At 39.6% G+C, this 16,639-nt stretch carries 13 protein-coding genes; 6 read left to right on the top strand and 7 right to left on the bottom strand.

Features of this window, described 5'->3' with window-relative positions; genetic code table 11:
- From ABE41_RS18370 to ABE41_RS18345, 6 genes are all read left to right on the top strand, one after another.
- Positions 1–2,637: an Ig-like domain-containing protein gene (locus ABE41_RS18370; RefSeq protein WP_066293536.1), complete on the top strand. Its 2,637-nt coding sequence runs from the start codon at positions 1–3 to the stop codon at positions 2,635–2,637.
- Positions 2,638–2,650: 13 nt separating this feature from the next.
- On the top strand, positions 2,651–4,327 hold the full coding sequence (locus tag ABE41_RS18365) for a polysaccharide deacetylase family protein (protein ID WP_066293534.1): 1,677 nt from the start codon (positions 2,651–2,653) through the stop codon (positions 4,325–4,327).
- A 2-nt stretch (positions 4,328–4,329) separates the two neighbouring features.
- The gene (locus ABE41_RS18360) at positions 4,330–5,580 is read left to right on the top strand and encodes a DegT/DnrJ/EryC1/StrS family aminotransferase (protein ID WP_066293530.1); all 1,251 of its coding nucleotides are present in this window, start codon (positions 4,330–4,332) and stop codon (positions 5,578–5,580) included.
- Entirely contained in the window at positions 5,577–6,434 is an 858-nt protein-coding gene (locus ABE41_RS18355; RefSeq protein ID WP_066293528.1) for a sugar phosphate isomerase/epimerase family protein, read from the top strand. Before ABE41_RS18360 ends, ABE41_RS18355 begins: the two co-directional genes overlap by 4 nt.
- Positions 6,435–6,439: 5 nt before the next feature.
- On the top strand, positions 6,440–7,063 hold the full coding sequence (locus tag ABE41_RS18350) for a DUF624 domain-containing protein (RefSeq protein ID WP_066293526.1): 624 nt from the start codon (positions 6,440–6,442) through the stop codon (positions 7,061–7,063).
- 228 nt (positions 7,064–7,291) lie between these two features.
- The gene (locus ABE41_RS18345; RefSeq protein ID WP_066293523.1) at positions 7,292–8,638 is read left to right on the top strand and encodes a D-serine ammonia-lyase; all 1,347 of its coding nucleotides are present in this window, start codon (positions 7,292–7,294) and stop codon (positions 8,636–8,638) included.
- A gap of 365 nt (positions 8,639–9,003) precedes the next feature.
- Here the strand turns inward: ABE41_RS18345 and ABE41_RS18340 are convergent, their stop codons facing one another.
- Genes ABE41_RS18340 through ABE41_RS18310 form a run of 7 tightly spaced genes read right to left on the bottom strand, consistent with a single transcriptional unit; the run spans position 9,004 to position 16,443 of the window.
- On the bottom strand, positions 9,004–10,182 hold the full coding sequence (locus ABE41_RS18340; protein ID WP_066293520.1) for a M20 peptidase aminoacylase family protein: 1,179 nt from the start codon (positions 10,180–10,182) through the stop codon (positions 9,004–9,006).
- Positions 10,151–11,008, bottom strand: coding sequence for a GNAT family N-acetyltransferase (locus ABE41_RS18335; RefSeq protein ID WP_066293518.1), 858 nt, complete (start codon positions 11,006–11,008; stop codon positions 10,151–10,153). The genes ABE41_RS18340 and ABE41_RS18335 overlap by 32 nt, the downstream gene beginning before the upstream one ends.
- On the bottom strand, positions 10,986–12,593 hold the full coding sequence (locus tag ABE41_RS18330; protein WP_066293515.1) for an N-acyl-D-amino-acid deacylase family protein: 1,608 nt from the start codon (positions 12,591–12,593) through the stop codon (positions 10,986–10,988). The genes ABE41_RS18335 and ABE41_RS18330 overlap by 23 nt, the downstream gene beginning before the upstream one ends.
- 18 nt (positions 12,594–12,611) lie before the next feature.
- A complete protein-coding gene (menC, locus tag ABE41_RS18325; protein WP_066293512.1) occupies positions 12,612–13,742 on the bottom strand; it encodes an o-succinylbenzoate synthase in 1,131 nt (376 codons plus the stop codon).
- 27 nt (positions 13,743–13,769) lie between these two features.
- Positions 13,770–14,633: a MurR/RpiR family transcriptional regulator gene (locus ABE41_RS18320; RefSeq protein ID WP_066293510.1), complete on the bottom strand. Its 864-nt coding sequence runs from the start codon at positions 14,631–14,633 to the stop codon at positions 13,770–13,772.
- Positions 14,634–14,656: 23 nt separating this feature from the next.
- Complete coding sequence (panF, locus tag ABE41_RS18315; protein WP_066293508.1) at positions 14,657–16,147, bottom strand: sodium/pantothenate symporter; 1,491 nt, start codon at positions 16,145–16,147, stop codon at positions 14,657–14,659.
- A gap of 11 nt (positions 16,148–16,158) precedes the next feature.
- On the bottom strand, positions 16,159–16,443 hold the full coding sequence (locus ABE41_RS18310; protein ID WP_066293507.1) for a YhdT family protein: 285 nt from the start codon (positions 16,441–16,443) through the stop codon (positions 16,159–16,161).
- Positions 16,444–16,639: the final 196 nt, after the last annotated feature.

The following is a 16,639-nucleotide window of genomic DNA, read 5'->3' as shown; positions in this document are numbered from 1 at the left end:
ATGTATTGGAAAAACCGGCCTATCATTACTTTACTTGCTTTTGTTCTATTCTTATCTACCTTTACAATGTCCATGCCGTTATCTGTGTGGGGAGAAGAAAACGCTGAAACTACAAAAAGAAATCACTCTGAATATGAGATGAAATTTGATTTTCCAGAAACGGTTCAAGTAGGAAGCTATCTCGAAGGGACTTTAAAAATAGAAACCGTTAATAGAAAAAAAGGCTATGAAGGTACCAAACTCGTTTTTGAAAAAGTTTCGGGACCAGGAGATGTTTTGTTCCGCTATGAACTTGAAGAAGGGAAGCCAGAATCGGTTTTAAATAAAGGAACAGTAGATTCGTTAGATCTTCCAAGCGACTTTGAATATAAACATAACGGTACGCTGAAGTTTTCAAAGGAAGGTCAATACTCCGTTCGTTTTCAGCTCATTAGCAAGGATGGCAATGTCATTACAGAAGCTGTAAACAAAGTAAATGTTGAAACAAAGATTGAGGATTTAGCTGTACAAATCTCAAACCTGACAGTCATGGAAGGCTCAATTGTAACTACAGAGAACGGTGAACATCGAATTTATACGGTTGTCGTTGGAGAACCCGCAAAACTGCAGGTGTTGGATGCAGAGACGAAAGAGTCATTGGAAGTGTATGACTTGCCAGGTGCAGCTGGGGCATGGGCTATTACAGTAGCTGATAACGGAAAAGTGTATGTCGGGTCTTATTCTCAGGGACATTTATACGAGTATGATCCAGCAGCAAAAACGGTTGTTGACCTGGGGCAAGCCATCCCGAACGAAACTGTAATCTGGGATCTCAAGCCAGGCAAGGACGGAAAAATCTATGGGGGTACGTACCCTCGTGCAAAAGTATTTGAGTATGACCCTGCAAAAGGGATAACCAACTACGGTTCGATGATAGAAGGTGAAGAGTACGTTAGAAGCATCGAGTACAACGCTGAAACGAATACGGTGTATGCCGGAATTGGATCGCACGCACATTTGATTAAGTTTAACTTGAATACTCAAGAAAAAACAGATATTCTGCCCGCAGAATATGCCACTGCCAAATCTGTTTATGACATGAATATTGCAGGTGGAAAACTTTTTGCGAGAGTGGAAAACAGTACGTACCCGATGCTGGTAATTGACCTTGAAACAGAGCAAGTGGACAGTTCGTTCAGTGCCCACTCGAGAGGAATTTCACCACTTGCACCCGACAATGAGACGATCTACTACACATTTGGCGGAAAGTTGCTTACTTATAACATTCAAACAAAAGAAACGGGCGATACTGGAATTAGTTTAGGAGAGAATATCGTTGGATTCGGAATGCTTAACTATGGCGATCCTGAATTCCCAGGCTATTCGTTATCAGCACTGGCTGGGAACTACAACGGGACGTATATCAAGTACAATCTGGAGACAAAAAAGCTGCAAGTGTCAAAACTGCCATTGCTGCGCCAGCCGACAGAAATCAAGTCTATTTTTGCAGGGCCAGATGGAAACATATATAGTTCAGGTTTCTTATCAGGAGGCGTATCTATCTACAACCCTGAATCCAATACGAAAGAGCAGTTCTCAGGTGTTGGGCAGTCAGAAGGAATAACATCAATTGGCAATAAAATCTATTACGGCGTTTATCCTGGCGCAAAGATTTATGAACATGACACAACAAAACCGTGGAAAAGAAACGTAAACCCTGTCTTGCTGTTTGATTTAAAGGCAACCGAACAGGACCGTCCATATGCCATGTTAGGAGTAGAAGAGGAGAACAAATTATTTATTGGAACCATTCCTGACTATGGAAAGCTTGGCGGTGCTCTAACGGTTTATGATACAGAAACAAAAACAGTAGAAACGCACAGAAACATTGTTCAAGACCAATCAGTTGTTTCGTTAGCTTACAGTAATGGTGTTGTTTATGGCGGTACAACGATTCGCGGAGGTCTTGGTCAAGATCCTTCAGAGACAGAAGCAAAGTTATTTTTATATGATGTTGCTTCTAAACAAAAAACGCTAGAGCTCGTTCCTGTTCCAGGTGCACAGTCCATTACTGCCCTAAAAAAAGGACCAGACGGCAACATTTGGGGCTGGGCAGATGGGAATCTGTTTATCTTTGACACAGATACAAAAGAGGTTGTCTACTCGGATGAAAAATTTGATATAAACGGTGCAAGATGGGGTGATGCCCAAATGGTTTGGTCGGAAAAAGATCAAAAAATGTACACAACTATTGATGGTCATTTCTTCTGGATCGATTCAGAAACAAAAGAGATCACAGAACTTCATTCAGGAGCAATCGGCGGACTTGCGCAAGATAAATTAGGCAACTTTTATATGAAGGAAAAGAGCCACCTGATTCGTTATACGGTGAACGATCCGACGGTTTCGGTTACCCATGTGGAGCTTGCCACAGATGAAGTTTCATTAAAAGCGGGTGAATCGGTAAAGCTTAATGCTGTTGTTTATCCGGAAATCGCAACGAATAAAAAAGTTTCATGGTCCTCTGATAATAGTAACGTTGCATCGGTTGACGGAGTTGGAAATGTAAAAGCGTTAAATCCGGGAACAGCAAACATTACGATTACAACAGAAGACGGGGAGTATAGCGCAGTTTGCAAGATTACAGTCACAGAGTAAAGGGGTTTTTCATATGAGGATGGCAAGAGTCGGTATATTGCTAGATTCTGAAGCGGCACATATGCTTTGGGATCGTGGAGAGAATATTTTTGGGATTTATGTGGGTGAGATTTTAGATCATATAGGTGCACCCTACGAGTGGATTAATACAGTAGATGAGAACGAAATGCTGAAATACGATTGTATCATTGCTGCCGTTTGTGAAGAGTCCGAGTCAAAGATAAACGATTTAAAAACGTTTATGAAGCAAGGCGGTACACTTATTTCTTTTGCTGGTCTGAACACACTAGCTGGTGAGTTTGGGATGAGGGGAGCAGAGTTTTTAAAACAAGGATATGCGCGTGTTGAAGCTAAGGGGACAGATCAAGTTCCCCTTCGCTTTTTCAACAGTGTTCCTTGGCACGGTGAAGGTGCTCTAAAGTCCATTGGGCAGATTGAAGAAAACGGTTCTTCGCTTTATCAAACTTTTACGTATGGCACGGGGAAATTTTGCAGGTGGGCTGTAGATATTCCAACTACGGTTGTTACCTTGCAGCAAGGTTTGAACCCCGTTACAAAAGATGGAGTTCCCGCACCAGATGGAACAGCTAATTTAGATGAAGGGATTTTAAAAGCAGACGATGAGTTTTCGTTGGATTGGGAAAGGGATCGCGTTCAGACAAAAACAGGGGTTCCTTACTTCCCTCATCCTTATGCTGATCTGTGGAAGGAAGCGTTTTTCTCTCAACTCGTAAAAGAACTGCTTCAAGAAGGATCAACGTTGCCGTTTAAAGCCTATTGGCCGAAAGATGTCGACCAAATGGCAATGATTTCATTTGATAGCGACACGAATAACGATCAATCTGCTTATACAACGCTTGATTTAGTTAAACAAACGGACGTGAGGGCAACTTGGTGCATGATAGAGCCGGGATATTCACCTGAACTTTATTCGGAAATGATGGATGCCGGTCAGGAAATTGCACTTCATTACAATGCGCTTCAGATGGATAACGGAATATGGGGTGCAGAAGAATTTAAACGGCAGCTAAAGTGGCTCAAAAAAGCGACGGGAAAAACAAAGGTCATTTCAAATAAAAATCACTACACGCGATTTGAAGGCTGGGGAGAGTTTTTTAAATGGTGTGAAGAGAACGGGATTCAAAGTGATGAAAGCAGAGGACCGAGTAAGAAAGGGAACATCGGCATGCTCTTCGGAACGTGTCATCCGTTTTTTCCGGTGGCGTGGGCAGATGAACAAAACAGGAACTATGATGTACTGGAGGTTGGATTTTTAACGCAGGATATAAATCATCATGCGCTAGCAGATACTTCCGTAATTAAACCGTTTTTGAATGCGGTAAAGCAAGTGAAGGGAGTGGCTCATTTTCTCTTTCACCAGATTCATCTATACACACAGCCTGCTGTCAGGGAAGCTTTTGTTGAACTAGTGGATACGGCTAAAAAAGAAGGATTTGTTTTCTGGACCGGATGTGAGATAAACAGCTGGGAGCGGGAAAAGCGATCGGTAAAGATTACGGGGCTTTCAGACACGCTTACTCCCATTATAGATGGACCAGAAACGTCACATGAAATGGTCTTTATTATCCCAACCACAGAAAAATCTGCTGATACCGTTACTCAATTTGGTTTGAATTGTTTAAAAACGACCCATGCTATACCTCGAAACGAAGCGTTAATGGAGGGGTGAACATGAATTCGGAACTAGCTATTTATGGCGGTAAAAAAACTAAAACAACTCCTTTTGGAAGCGGAAAGCGTTTTGGCTTGGACGAAGCTCTTCAAGTGATGGAGGCTCTTGAACAAAATACTCTTTTTTATCACTTTGGCAATAAAGTGAAGACATTTTTAAATACCTTTAATGAGATGTATGGAGTGCCATATAGTGTGGCAACATCATCTGGAACCGCAGCTATTCATGTTGCGCTCGGTGCAGCCGGAGTAACAGAAGGCGACGAAGTCATTACGAGCCCGATTACGGACCAAGGGACGATTATCGGGATTCTGTATCAAAATGCGGTTCCTGTGTTTGCGGATGTTTGTCCGACCAGCTATAACATGACCGCGAAAGAGATTGAAAAGAAGATCACACCGCGAACAAAAGCCATTATTGTTGTTCATTTGGCAGGCAATCCGTGTGAAATGGACGGAATAATGGAGCTGGCGAAAAAGTATAACTTAATAGTGATTGAAGACTGTGCTCAAAGCTATCTGGCCACCTATAAAGGAAAGCTGACAGGGACAATTGGTGACTACGGATGTTTCAGCACGAATGATTTTAAACATATTTCGACCGGCGATGGCGGGATTGTTACCGTAAACTCAGGTAATGAGGATGATTATAGGAAGGCACATGCTTTTGCCGATAAAAACTATCAGCGTCTCGGAACAGATGTGGATAAAGACATTTCTTTTTTAGCTCCTAACTACCGGATGACGGAGCTTCAGGGAGCCGTTGGGATCGCTCAGCTTAAGAAGCTTCATTGGATCTGTGAACAAAGGAATCAGTATGGGATGAAGCTGCAGGAGAAGTTGAGTGGAATTGAAGGAATTATCCCTGCAACTATTTCAAACGAAAGCTACAGTACGTTCTGGTTTTACATGTTCAGGGTAGATGAAGAGGTGCTGGGCTGTTCCCGGGATGACTTTTCAAAAGCCTTAGAGGCTGAAGGGATACCTAATGGTGCTGGATATATCCCGCAAGTTATCTACAAGCTTTCCATGTTTCAAAAGAAAGAAGCTTATCCGGGTTCGCACACGCCTTTTCAATTTACTAAGGAAACGTATGAAGAAGGGGACTGTCTGAATGCTGAGATGGTATTGAAGACAGCCGTGCGTTTAAATATTAACGAGTTTTATACGGATACTGATTTAGAGGAAACGTGTGAGGCGATTAAGAAAGTCGCAACATACTTTTTGATGAGAAAGAGGTTGAACGTATGAAGTTTGCAGCGTCTAGTAAAATATTCTGGGACTATTCACTCGAAGAAACGTTGAAGATGGTAAAACAATTAGGGCTGGACGGCTTAGAGATCAACTGCCGTCCCCCTCATTTTCATATGGAATGGACAGAGCAAGACTTTCGCAGAATAGGTAGTCTTGCCAAAGAATTAGAACTCGAGATTCCCAATTTGTCAGGATATATGGGCGGAAATAGAGGAGATGAAGAAGAGGAGAGAGAATTTGATAGCATACTAGAAGCTTCTGTACACTTAAATGCAGATTATATCAGGGTGCAAGTGGGTGGCCCTAACGCTTTTCTAGCGGATGAAGATGATTATAAACAAGCCGCACAATGGGTAAATCAATGTGCGTATAAAGCAAAACTAGTAAATAAGAAAATTGTAATTGAGTTAGGTAATGGCACGTTAGTAGAAAGCTCTAAAGACGCCTTGAAACTCTTAAGCTATCTTTACATGGATAATGTCGGTTTCGTTCATGATGCCGGAAATATGTTTATCTCGCGTGCTGATTATGGAGCAGAGTCGATTAAACGATTAGGTTCTAAGCTTTATTATGTTCACGTAAAAGGTGAGAGACGGACCGGACGCCTAGGAGAGCCAGGCAGTTTTTTAAGCAAAACAAATAGAGGAACAGAATATTTTGTTCAGTCGATGCTTGAGAGCGGAGAGGTAGATCATACCCCAGTTTTCCGAGCATTAATTGAACAGCAATATAACGGCTGGGTGACATTGGAGTGTCACGCACCATTGCCGCCGTTTGATCGAGTCAAACAAGATTACGAATATGTGAAAAGATTATTAACACAGTTGGAGAAAGTTTCAGCAGAGGAGTAATGAGTGTGTTCTCAAAAATAATGTCATACGTATATGTATTTGCCGATTGGTTTATAAGACTATTAGCGCTGAATCTATTATGGATAGCTTTAACGGTTATTGGGCTTGGTATATTTGGTTGGCTGCCTGCGACATTAACCGTAATCTATATTTTGAAAAGCTGGCTGCACCAAAAAACTCCTGTGCGTTCCGTAAAGCAATACGGGAGTTTATATTGGAAGCACTTAAAAAAGGCGCAAAAATTGAACGCGATTCTGGTCGTGTTCGCGCTGGTTGCATACATGGACTTCTTTTTCTTTGCAAAGCAAAGCCCGCTTGTAGCAAGTGTGGGGATCGGGTTTTTGATGAGTGTCATCCTGGCCGTTTTGATCTTGCTGCTGTATGTGCTGCCGATCTATAGTGAGCCTGATGCAACGTTGAAATTTGCTGTGCAGAAAGGACTTAGATTGGGGATGCAGCAGTGGGGAAGAACGGCTTTAACTTGTATCGGATTGTTGCTTTTAATCGGTCTCTATTATGTACGTATAGATATACTTCTCTGTTTTGGGGTGAGTTTGTCGCTGTTTTGGATTGTAAAAGTGACGAAAGCAGTAAATATAGAAAGTGGGGCTGATCCAAAAGGAATGTAGAGTGACCTTTGGGTTAACCTTATACTCGTAAAAAATATGCATGACCTTCAAAGATCAAGAGTCTCAAGGGATTTTTGCGTAGTGGTTTCATAATAAAAAATGTAAGGGGACAGACCCGGGTCTGTCCCCTTGCTTTTTTACTTTTCTTATAACTGATAAAATTAAAGTAAGTATTAGAAGTTTCATAATATCTTTACCTTAATCTTAAGAAGGAGGTAATCAATTATAATGAACAAGGTAATCGAGGGAAAAAGAATTGAAGAATGGATAGAAGCTTATCCACATCTAGATGAAATAATAAAAACAAAAGAAGTTTTCTGGATCAATAAAAATGATGCTTCCAATAACCCGAATTCCTCTTTAAGTAAAGTGGACATTGTCGATGCTTCAGAACGTTTAAAAAGGTTTGCTCCATTCATTGAAAAAGCCTTTCCTGAAACGACTCCAGCTAAAGGGATCATCGAGTCTCCTCTTATTGAAATCCCAAAAATGAAAAGAGTTCTGGAAAAAGATTATGAGATTGATATAAAAGGCAAGCTCCTATTAAAATGTGATAGTCACTTACCTATATCAGGGTCCATAAAGGCAAGAGGCGGAATCTATGAAGTACTAAAACATGCAGAAAAACTTGCCATTGAACACGATATGCTTACTTTTTCAGATTCATATGCAGTCTTAGATTATCCAAGATTCAAACAATTTTTCTCTCAATTCTCAATTGCAGTTGGTTCAACAGGTAACTTAGGATTAAGTATTGGTATTATAAGTGCTCGTTTAGGTTTTAAAGCGACTGTACATATGTCTGCGGATGCGAAACAGTGGAAAAAAGACCTATTGAGGAGCAAGGGAGTTAACGTGATAGAGTATGAGTCAGACTACAGCAAAGCAGTTGAAGAGGGACGAAAACAGGCAGCTTCGGATCCTGCTTGTTATTTTATTGATGATGAAAACTCTAAGGATCTCTTTTTAGGATATGCTGTAGCGGGTTCAAGATTAAAAAAGCAACTTGATGAAATGAATATTTCGGTTAACGAAGAACATCCGTTATTTGTTTATCTTCCTTGTGGGGTTGGTGGAGGACCCGGAGGAATCACGTTTGGTTTAAAAATGGAATTTGGTGAACATGTTCATTGTTTTTTTGCAGAACCGACACATTCGCCATGTTTTTTAATCGGTCAAATGACAGGGTTACAAGATAAAATTTCAGTACAGGAGCTTGGTATTGACAATATTACTGATGCTGATGGATTAGCAGTTGGCAGACCTTCGAGTTTTGTTGGCAACATGATTGGTCATCAGCTGAGCGGCTGCTATACCATTCAAGACGAGAGACTATATTCTTTCCTCCGAACACTTGCAGATCAGGAAAATATTTACTTTGAGCCATCTGCACTTGCAGGTTTTTATGGGCCTATTCAGCTCCATTCTCACCGGGATGGTCAAGAATACGTAACGAAACATAAATTGCAGGAAAAAATGGAAAGTGGATCACATATTGTATGGGGAACTGGGGGGAATATGGTTCCGAGTGAAGTGATGAAGGAATATTACCAAAAAGGGTTTACAATAAATTAATCAGCTACAAATTTTAAAAGGGGGCTGACCTATAAGAACTTTGCTTTACGTCTTTCTGGTTGTGGAGTGTGTCGAGCGGTGTCGGCTCGCGAGTATATTTTAATTTCTGTGAAATTCCGGCAAAAATTCGTGAAATTATGATAAATTCTCGTGAAATTATTAGTAAATCTCGTGAAATTATCTGTAAATAAGTGAATTTATTTCGTGTTTGGTCTTCCAGGCATTAAAACAGCTGCTCAAAAGCATCCAAATAACCTTCGACATTCAAAATAAGAACAGTTTTGTTTCAAAACTTTACATGATTCCATAAAAAAAGAGGATGACGAGCAAGTTTTGGTCATCCTCTTTAAAGTTCAATCAAGACTCTATGAGATACTAAGATGATCATACACCGCTTTGTTCCCTGTATGTTCAAACAGCTTAATAATGGAAGCGGCGAGTAACGCGGTGCCATTTATTATAGAGTCGTGATTGAAAGTCATAGTTGGATGGTGGAGTCCTGGCTTTAGATCAGTTCCTAACCCAATCATTGTTGCTTTTAAATTAGGATACTCGGTCGTATAAAAATGAAAATCTTCTCCGCCAGGTGTGACAGGAGGAGGGACAAGTGCTTCAGTTCCAAGGATATCAGTAATAACAGAACTAATAATAGCCTCCATTTCAGTGCTCCGATTTGCTGCAGCCATTTGAGCACTAATTTCTAAATTCACTTCTGCACCATTGGCTTTACCAGCATATAAAACCGCAGAATTTACTTTCCTAAGGAGTTCTTCCATGGATTTGTTTGTTTGTGACCGTACATCTATACAAAATGTAGCTTCATCCGGAATAATATTGATATTACTTCCACCTGCATGGACCTGAGTAACCTTAACTGAGCTAGGTATTGTAGGATCTACTTTTACAGCGTTAACAGCAGAGATTATGGAACCTAATGAATCAATAACGTTAATTCCATAATTGGGTCTTGAACCATGTGCCTGAACCCCTTTTATCGTTCCTTTTAAAAGAGCAGCTGCACCATGATAAATGGCGGGTGATGCTTGTGACATATTCATTTCTATTTTGGGGCGAACATGGATACCGAGCAAATAATCGACATTATCTATGGCTTTATTTTGAATTAGAGCCAATGCGCCTTTTCCAGTCTCTTCTGCGGGCTGAAAAATAAATTTCACATTTCCTGACAACGGTTTAAAGCCCAATTGTTTTAAACAATGAGCTGCGGCTAAAGTCATTGTCATATGGGCATCATGCCCACATGAATGATTGGCTTTCCACTTTCCATCAACATTCTGCCATAAAGCATCCATGTCAGCTCGAAGTGCTATTGTTCTTCCATTTTCTTCACCGTACCAATTTAAGACAACACCACAATGATTTTCAAATGTTTCAACTTCAAAATCTAATTTTTGAGCTTCCTTTAGGATAAATTCCTTTGTTTTTTCTTCTTTCCAACTAACCTCTGGATTTGTATTTAAATAGTTAAATATATCAAAAATGAGTTGGCTTTTATGATTTGTCCAGCGTTTTATAGCTTTCATTTAAATTCACCCCTGATTTTTCAAAGACATAATAGCCAATTTCCGTGTCTAATAAAACACCCCTTAAGATGTAATCGTTAGAGAGAAGTTTTGTAACTGCATTTCTAATCTCCATTCGCCAGTTGAAGGCTGTTTCAGGGGATATTTTTTTCAGTCTTTGAATCTGTTTAGGTACGGGAACTAAAACTCCACTTTCATCAGAAAGTTTTTTAATACTCTCTGCATGTGGTATTTCTCCATTTAGTGAGAAATTTAAAAATAAGGGATAGTTATTCCACCGAGGTGAAGTGTTTTTTTGTCCTTTAGAAGCCTCAATAACAACAGGAGATTGCAGTTCCCATTCCAACAGGAATCGATCAGAAGGCGTACCCTTGTTAAGCTTGTCATTCATCTCGCCATAATAGGATTTGATATACGTTTTTACATGACCACCTAGCTTTGTAAGGTTAAGATAACCATTCTTAATTTCTAACGGGTCAAAGGTCCAATTCATTCTTTCGTAGCCCTTATCTATGGCCCATTCCCTTTGTTTAAACTTTAATTTTTCACCTAGTTTTTGATTCTGATAGTCAGGATGTATAGCCATCATGTGTGAAACTAAATAAGGTTTTGGATGTGTTTCACTAATACCGGGAAAACCATAACAAAAACCGATTAAACGTTCATCTTCCAGAACACCAATTACACAACCTCCGTTATGAATGGCAGCTACTAAGTGGGGAAGAGAAGATATCACTTCTTTTCCCCATGTTTCCATTTGAAGTTTAACTGCTTCCTGTAAATGATGCAGTTCTTTTATTTCTTTAAACTGATATGTTTTTAGCATATTCAGACTCCCGTCGTAACACTCTCCCAGCGGTTACCCCTAAATAATTTCCGTTCTCAGCTGCTAATTGACCATTAACAAAAACATAGTGAATTCCAGTTGGTTCCTGTAACGGGTCTTCATAAGTAGCATTATCCTGTATAGTTTGCGGATCAAAAATAACAATATCTGCTGCATAACCTTCTCGCAGGAGACCTCTATTTTTCAAACGCAGCAATTGGGAAGGTGCACCGGTCATTTTCCGTATGGCTTGTTCAAGTGTAAGGGCTTGTTTCTCTCTGACAAAGTGTCCCAACACTCTTGGATACGTCCCATACAATCGTGGGTGAGGTTTACCTCCGAAGATTCCGTCCGAACCTACAATTTGCAAAGGATGCTTCATACCACCCGTAATAACTTCTTCATCACCCCAATGAATAAGCATAGTAATTCCGCCATTTTCTTCAAGGAGGAGTTTGAATGCAGCATCAGCAGGTTCAAGATTTAATGATTCAGCTATTTTAATCATGTTCTTCCCTTCCACCCAGCGATTGTTTTCTGTTGTAACAGAAGTAAGGACTATATTCTCCCATCCGCAATTCAACACCCAATTTTCAAAGTCTGAGTTATTTTTAAAATCATCTTTTATCCTAGCCTGTACTTCGGAATCCTTTAATTTTTCAAGCAAGTTTGAAGTTCCGCCCGAATGCATCCATGGAGGTAAGATAGCATGAAAAACGGTTGACCCGGCTGTATAAGGGTATTGGTCAAACGTTACTTCTATCCCTTCATTCCTTGCTTCATCCATTCTGATAAGAGCCTGTTCATATTTTTTACGATTCACTTTTCCTGCAACTTTAAAATGGGAAACATGAAGTCTCACACCCGACTGTCTTGCCACATCAATGACTTCCTCTAGTGCTTCCAAAGACTTATTACTTTCATTACGAATGTGGACAACAAAACAACCATCATATTTTGAGGCGCCTTTGCAGATTTCAATCAGTTCTTCTTTGCATGAGTAAACGTTTGGAGGGTAGACAAGTCCGGATGAAAGACCGACAGCGCCTTGTTTCATCCCTTCTTCAACCAACTCCCTCATTTGAATCATTTCTTCTGTGGTGGCTTTTCTTCCGTCAAAGCCCATAACTAATGTACGTACAGCCCCGTGAGGAACGAGGTAAGTGGCATTCCCGGCTATATCTGAGTGATCTAAAAAATTTAGGTATTCTTCAATTGTATTCCAAGGCCAATCTCCTATATCACCGTTTAACCCTTTAAGTTGCTTCTGCCAAAGAGGTTTGGTTGTTTCAGATACTGGAGCTACTGAAATACCATCCTGTCCAAATAACTCTGTAGTAACTCCTTGTAAAACTTTGATTTTATGAATTTCAGGTTTCGTACAAAGAAGGTCTGAATGAACGTGCGTGTCAATAAAACCGGGAGTTACAGCAAGTTTTTCTGCCTGAATCACTTGTTTTGCATTCTCACTGGATAAATCACCAATTCTGCTAATGATACCGTCTTTAATTCCAATATCAGATTTTGTCCAAGGATTTTCCGTTCCGTCATAAACATGTCCATTTTTAATAATATAATCTAACATAGATAAACCTCCTGTTATTTAATAGATAGACTTTTCTTTTGAGAATGATTCGGTTTCCAGCCTATATTTCTCCATTACTTTTTCGTTGATCTCATATCCTATTCCATAACCATCAGGAACAGCTAATGTTCCAGGACGAAGGAAATCAACCTCTGGTGTAACAATATCTGTTTCCCAATACCGGTTTGAGGCAGAAGTGTCACCAGGAATAAGAAAATTATCCAATGATGAAAGTGCAATGTTATGGGCACGTCCGATACCTGCCTCAAGCATGCCGCCACACCATACGGGGATTCCATTACTCTTACATAAATCGTGTATTTTTACTGCCTCTGCCAAACCACCAACGCGTCCAATTTTAATGTTGATTATTTTACAAGCTCCAATTTCAATTGCTTTTCTTGCATCTTCATAGGAATGGATACTTTCATCCAAGCAGATAGGTGTTGAGAGTTCACTTTGCAATTTCACGTGATCAATAATGTCATCATGAGCAAGTGGCTGCTCAATCATCATTAAATGAAAAGGATCAAGTTGTCTTAACAAATGGATATCTTCAAGGGTATAAGCAGAGTTTGCATCAGCCATGAGCGGGATATCAGACCCGAACCGGTCCCTTATAGCTGCTATCGGTTCTAAGTCGAAACCAGGTTTAATCTTCAGCTTGATCTTTTTATAGCCCTGATTAATAAATGTTTCTACCTTCTCTAAAACTTCAGGTATTCCGGGCTCAATCCCAATACTTACACCTACATCAATTTCTTTCTTGGTTCCCCCTAAGGCTTCAGAAAGAGATATTCCTTTTTTCTTGCAATACAAGTCCCATACAGCACCTTCAATCGCAGCTTTTGCCATTTGATTACGACGAATGGGTTTAAAAATAGACTGCAATTGTTCGGGATGATCGATCCCATCAAGTTTCAGGAGCTTAGGGATGAAGAATTCTTTAAGCATATATTTTACAGTGTCAGTTGTTTCTTCATTATAGATAGGGAAAGGCAATGATACACTCTCCCCATATCCTGTTTGACCTTCACCATTCACACATACCACCAAAAAATCTTTGTAGGTCAATCTTCCAAAACTTGTTTCAAAAGGTGTTTTTAAAGGCATTTTTAACCGATGCAGATCGATGTTTTCAATTTCCATGAGTGTATTCCTTTCATTGAGCTAATCTTAATCCGGTTTTACAAAAGGGGAGAAGTCTTGGCTTATATTCTCGTATTCTTCCAATCTCTTTTGTACTTCATCCCATCCAGTAACGGCTACTCCGTTAACTAATACATTGAGAAGTGAAAAAATAATAGGCATCCCTTTCAAAGCAGATGGGGAAGGGGTCTCCACTTTCAATATATAATCTGCATGAATACCAACCGGTGAAAGTTCGTCATCTGTTATAGCGAGTATAGTTGCTCCTTTTTTCTTGGCTGCTTTAACAAAGGTTACGGTCTCTTGTGTATAGCGAGGGAGGGAGAATGCGATTACTAAACTTTTATCTGTAATCTGTGATATTAAATAGATCGCATCATCTGTATCACCTCGATACATTTGGGTTTTGCCAATCACGACATTCAAACTGAATGTGAGCCAGCTAGCTGGTGCATGTGAACTTCTGAATCCCACTACAAAACGGTTCTCTGAATCTATTATTTTTTTAATAATAGACTGTAAGTATTCTTCATTTATAGAAGAAGATAGTTTGCTGATATAAGCTATGTCTTCAGTCAGTGTGTGTTCTACAAGATGATTGCTTTGTATGATTGAACCAGTGGAATTCAGATAGTTTTCTAGTGGTGCCTTTTGTTTTTCGCTTAAAACGGTGTCTTGGATCAGTTTTTGCAGATCGCTGTAACCGGAAAATCCAAGGTTGTAGCAAAAACGTATTACCGTCGATTCACTCGTGTTAGTTATATCTCCTAGTTCCTTAGCTGTATAAAAAGCAACTTTTTCGGTATTGTCACTTATATATTTAGCAACGATTTGTTGCCTTTTTGTTAATTGTTCGAAGTTAATTCTGATTCTTTCTTTAAGCTGTTTCATGTTGGTTTATTACCTCTCTATATTCATCCAATAGCTTTCTTAATAGTTGAGCTGTTTTTTTGCATACCCCAGAATTTATTAATAATTTGTTGAGACGGTTGAGGCGTCAAATAGCTTACTATTATCATGATTAGAATGGAAAGTCCTGTAGCTGTCACAATAGTTTGCATTCCGAATGGATTGGGATACAACTCGCCAAGAACAACATAGCTAATTAATCCTGCGTACATTGAAACGATTGCCCCCCATGTAGTGGCCCTCTTCCAATATAGACCAAAAACAATAGGAGCAAAAAAAGTAGCCTCAAGACCACCGATTGCATACACCACAAGGTATTGCAGATAGTCGGGTGGGGTTAGGGCAAATAAAACGACACCAACTCCGATAATGAGCGTAGTAAAATAGGAAAGCTTTGAAATCTTCTTTTCACTAGCATTTGGATTGATATAGTTTAAATAAATATCTTTAACAACTGAAGCACTGGTAACGAGCAGCATAGAGTTGACTGTTGACATAATAGCTGCAAGTGGTGCTGATAAAACGATTCCAGCTACCCATCCTGGCATAATATCCAGTATTAATGTTGGTAATGCCATGTCCGGTACTGAAATATCTGGATATAATACCTTTACGAATGGACCGAGAGTAGCGAATCCGATACTAAATAATGCCATAACTAATCCGCTGTAGATAATCGATTTATGCATGGATTCCGTATTTTTAAAGGTCATTCCTCTAACGGAAGCATGCGGTAATCCAATGGCAGCAATTCCGAAAAGCATGAAATAAGAAAAAAGCATTAATGGGGTTGCTCCAGAAGGTCCTGGCAATTCAACCATCTCAGGATGTTCCGTAGCCAGCTTGCCAATTAAACCGCTAAATCCTTCCGTTTTAACCAAAAAGAATATCCAAAGGAGGACTCCTCCAAAGATCATGATGATACCCTGGATCGCATCGGTTATTGCCACTGCTCTAAAACCGCCGTAGACTGTATAAAGAACAACTGCCAATCCAAATATTATTAATCCTGTTTTATAAGGTAATCCTGTAATAGACTCAAGAATCCTTGCGCCACCTACAAACTGCGCGACCATATAAGCACTGATGAAAAGAATAACTCCTATTGAACTGCCTAATACAACGGCTTTACTTTGATACCTTTCCCTAAAAAAGTCCGTTAAAGTGACCGCATTAATTTTTCTCGCCACAATAGCAAACTTCTTCCCGAGAATTCCTAGAATATAAACACCCATTCCTACTTGTGTAAGTAAAATAAGCACCCAGCTAAATCCGGAATTATAGGCCACTCCCGGAGAGCCAATAAAAGTACCCGCACTAGCTGCTGAAGCTAAAAGAGTAAAGGTTAACACAAATGGGCCTAGAGAGCGTCCACCTATAAAGTAGTCCTCCTGGAAACTAGTGGTTTTAACTTTTATATATTTATGGAGTATACCTCCAATTAAAAATGTAACAATTAAAGAAAGAACTATCGGTATGAGAACATCCCATTTCATTTAAAGAACACCTACCTTTCATCCTCAGCTTCAATAGACATATCTTTAAAAAATACCTTGATCATAAAATAGGGAAGAATACAAAAAACAATGGTTCCGACTAAACATCCCCAGAAGAACCAAGCAGGAAAACCAAGAATATATCTCATTGATTCAGCCGATTTATTAAGTCCAAACCATAAAGAAATACCACCGACTAGAAGGATGTTGACAACAAACAAGCCTAAAGTAGCCCACATTTCCTTGTTACATTGTGCGAATCGGGGATCTTCTACGAATTCTTCTTGTTCTCTCAAAATGCATTACCTCCTTTATTTTGATGTAAAAACTTCATAAATATTTAATTTTGAAGTCTTCGCTTCAAGTAAAGTATAGCGAGGCAAATTATGTAAAGTCAATATATTATTTAAAAATTTTGAAAATTATAATAGTAATTAACCATTAGAAAAAGTTACTCTACCAAAAGGCTTTTTAAAATGATGTCTCTATGAA

Source organism: Fictibacillus arsenicus (assembly GCF_001642935.1).
Classification (GTDB): domain Bacteria; phylum Bacillota; class Bacilli; order Bacillales; family Fictibacillaceae; genus Fictibacillus; species Fictibacillus arsenicus_B.
This window is presented reverse-complemented; position numbering and strand designations above follow the sequence as displayed.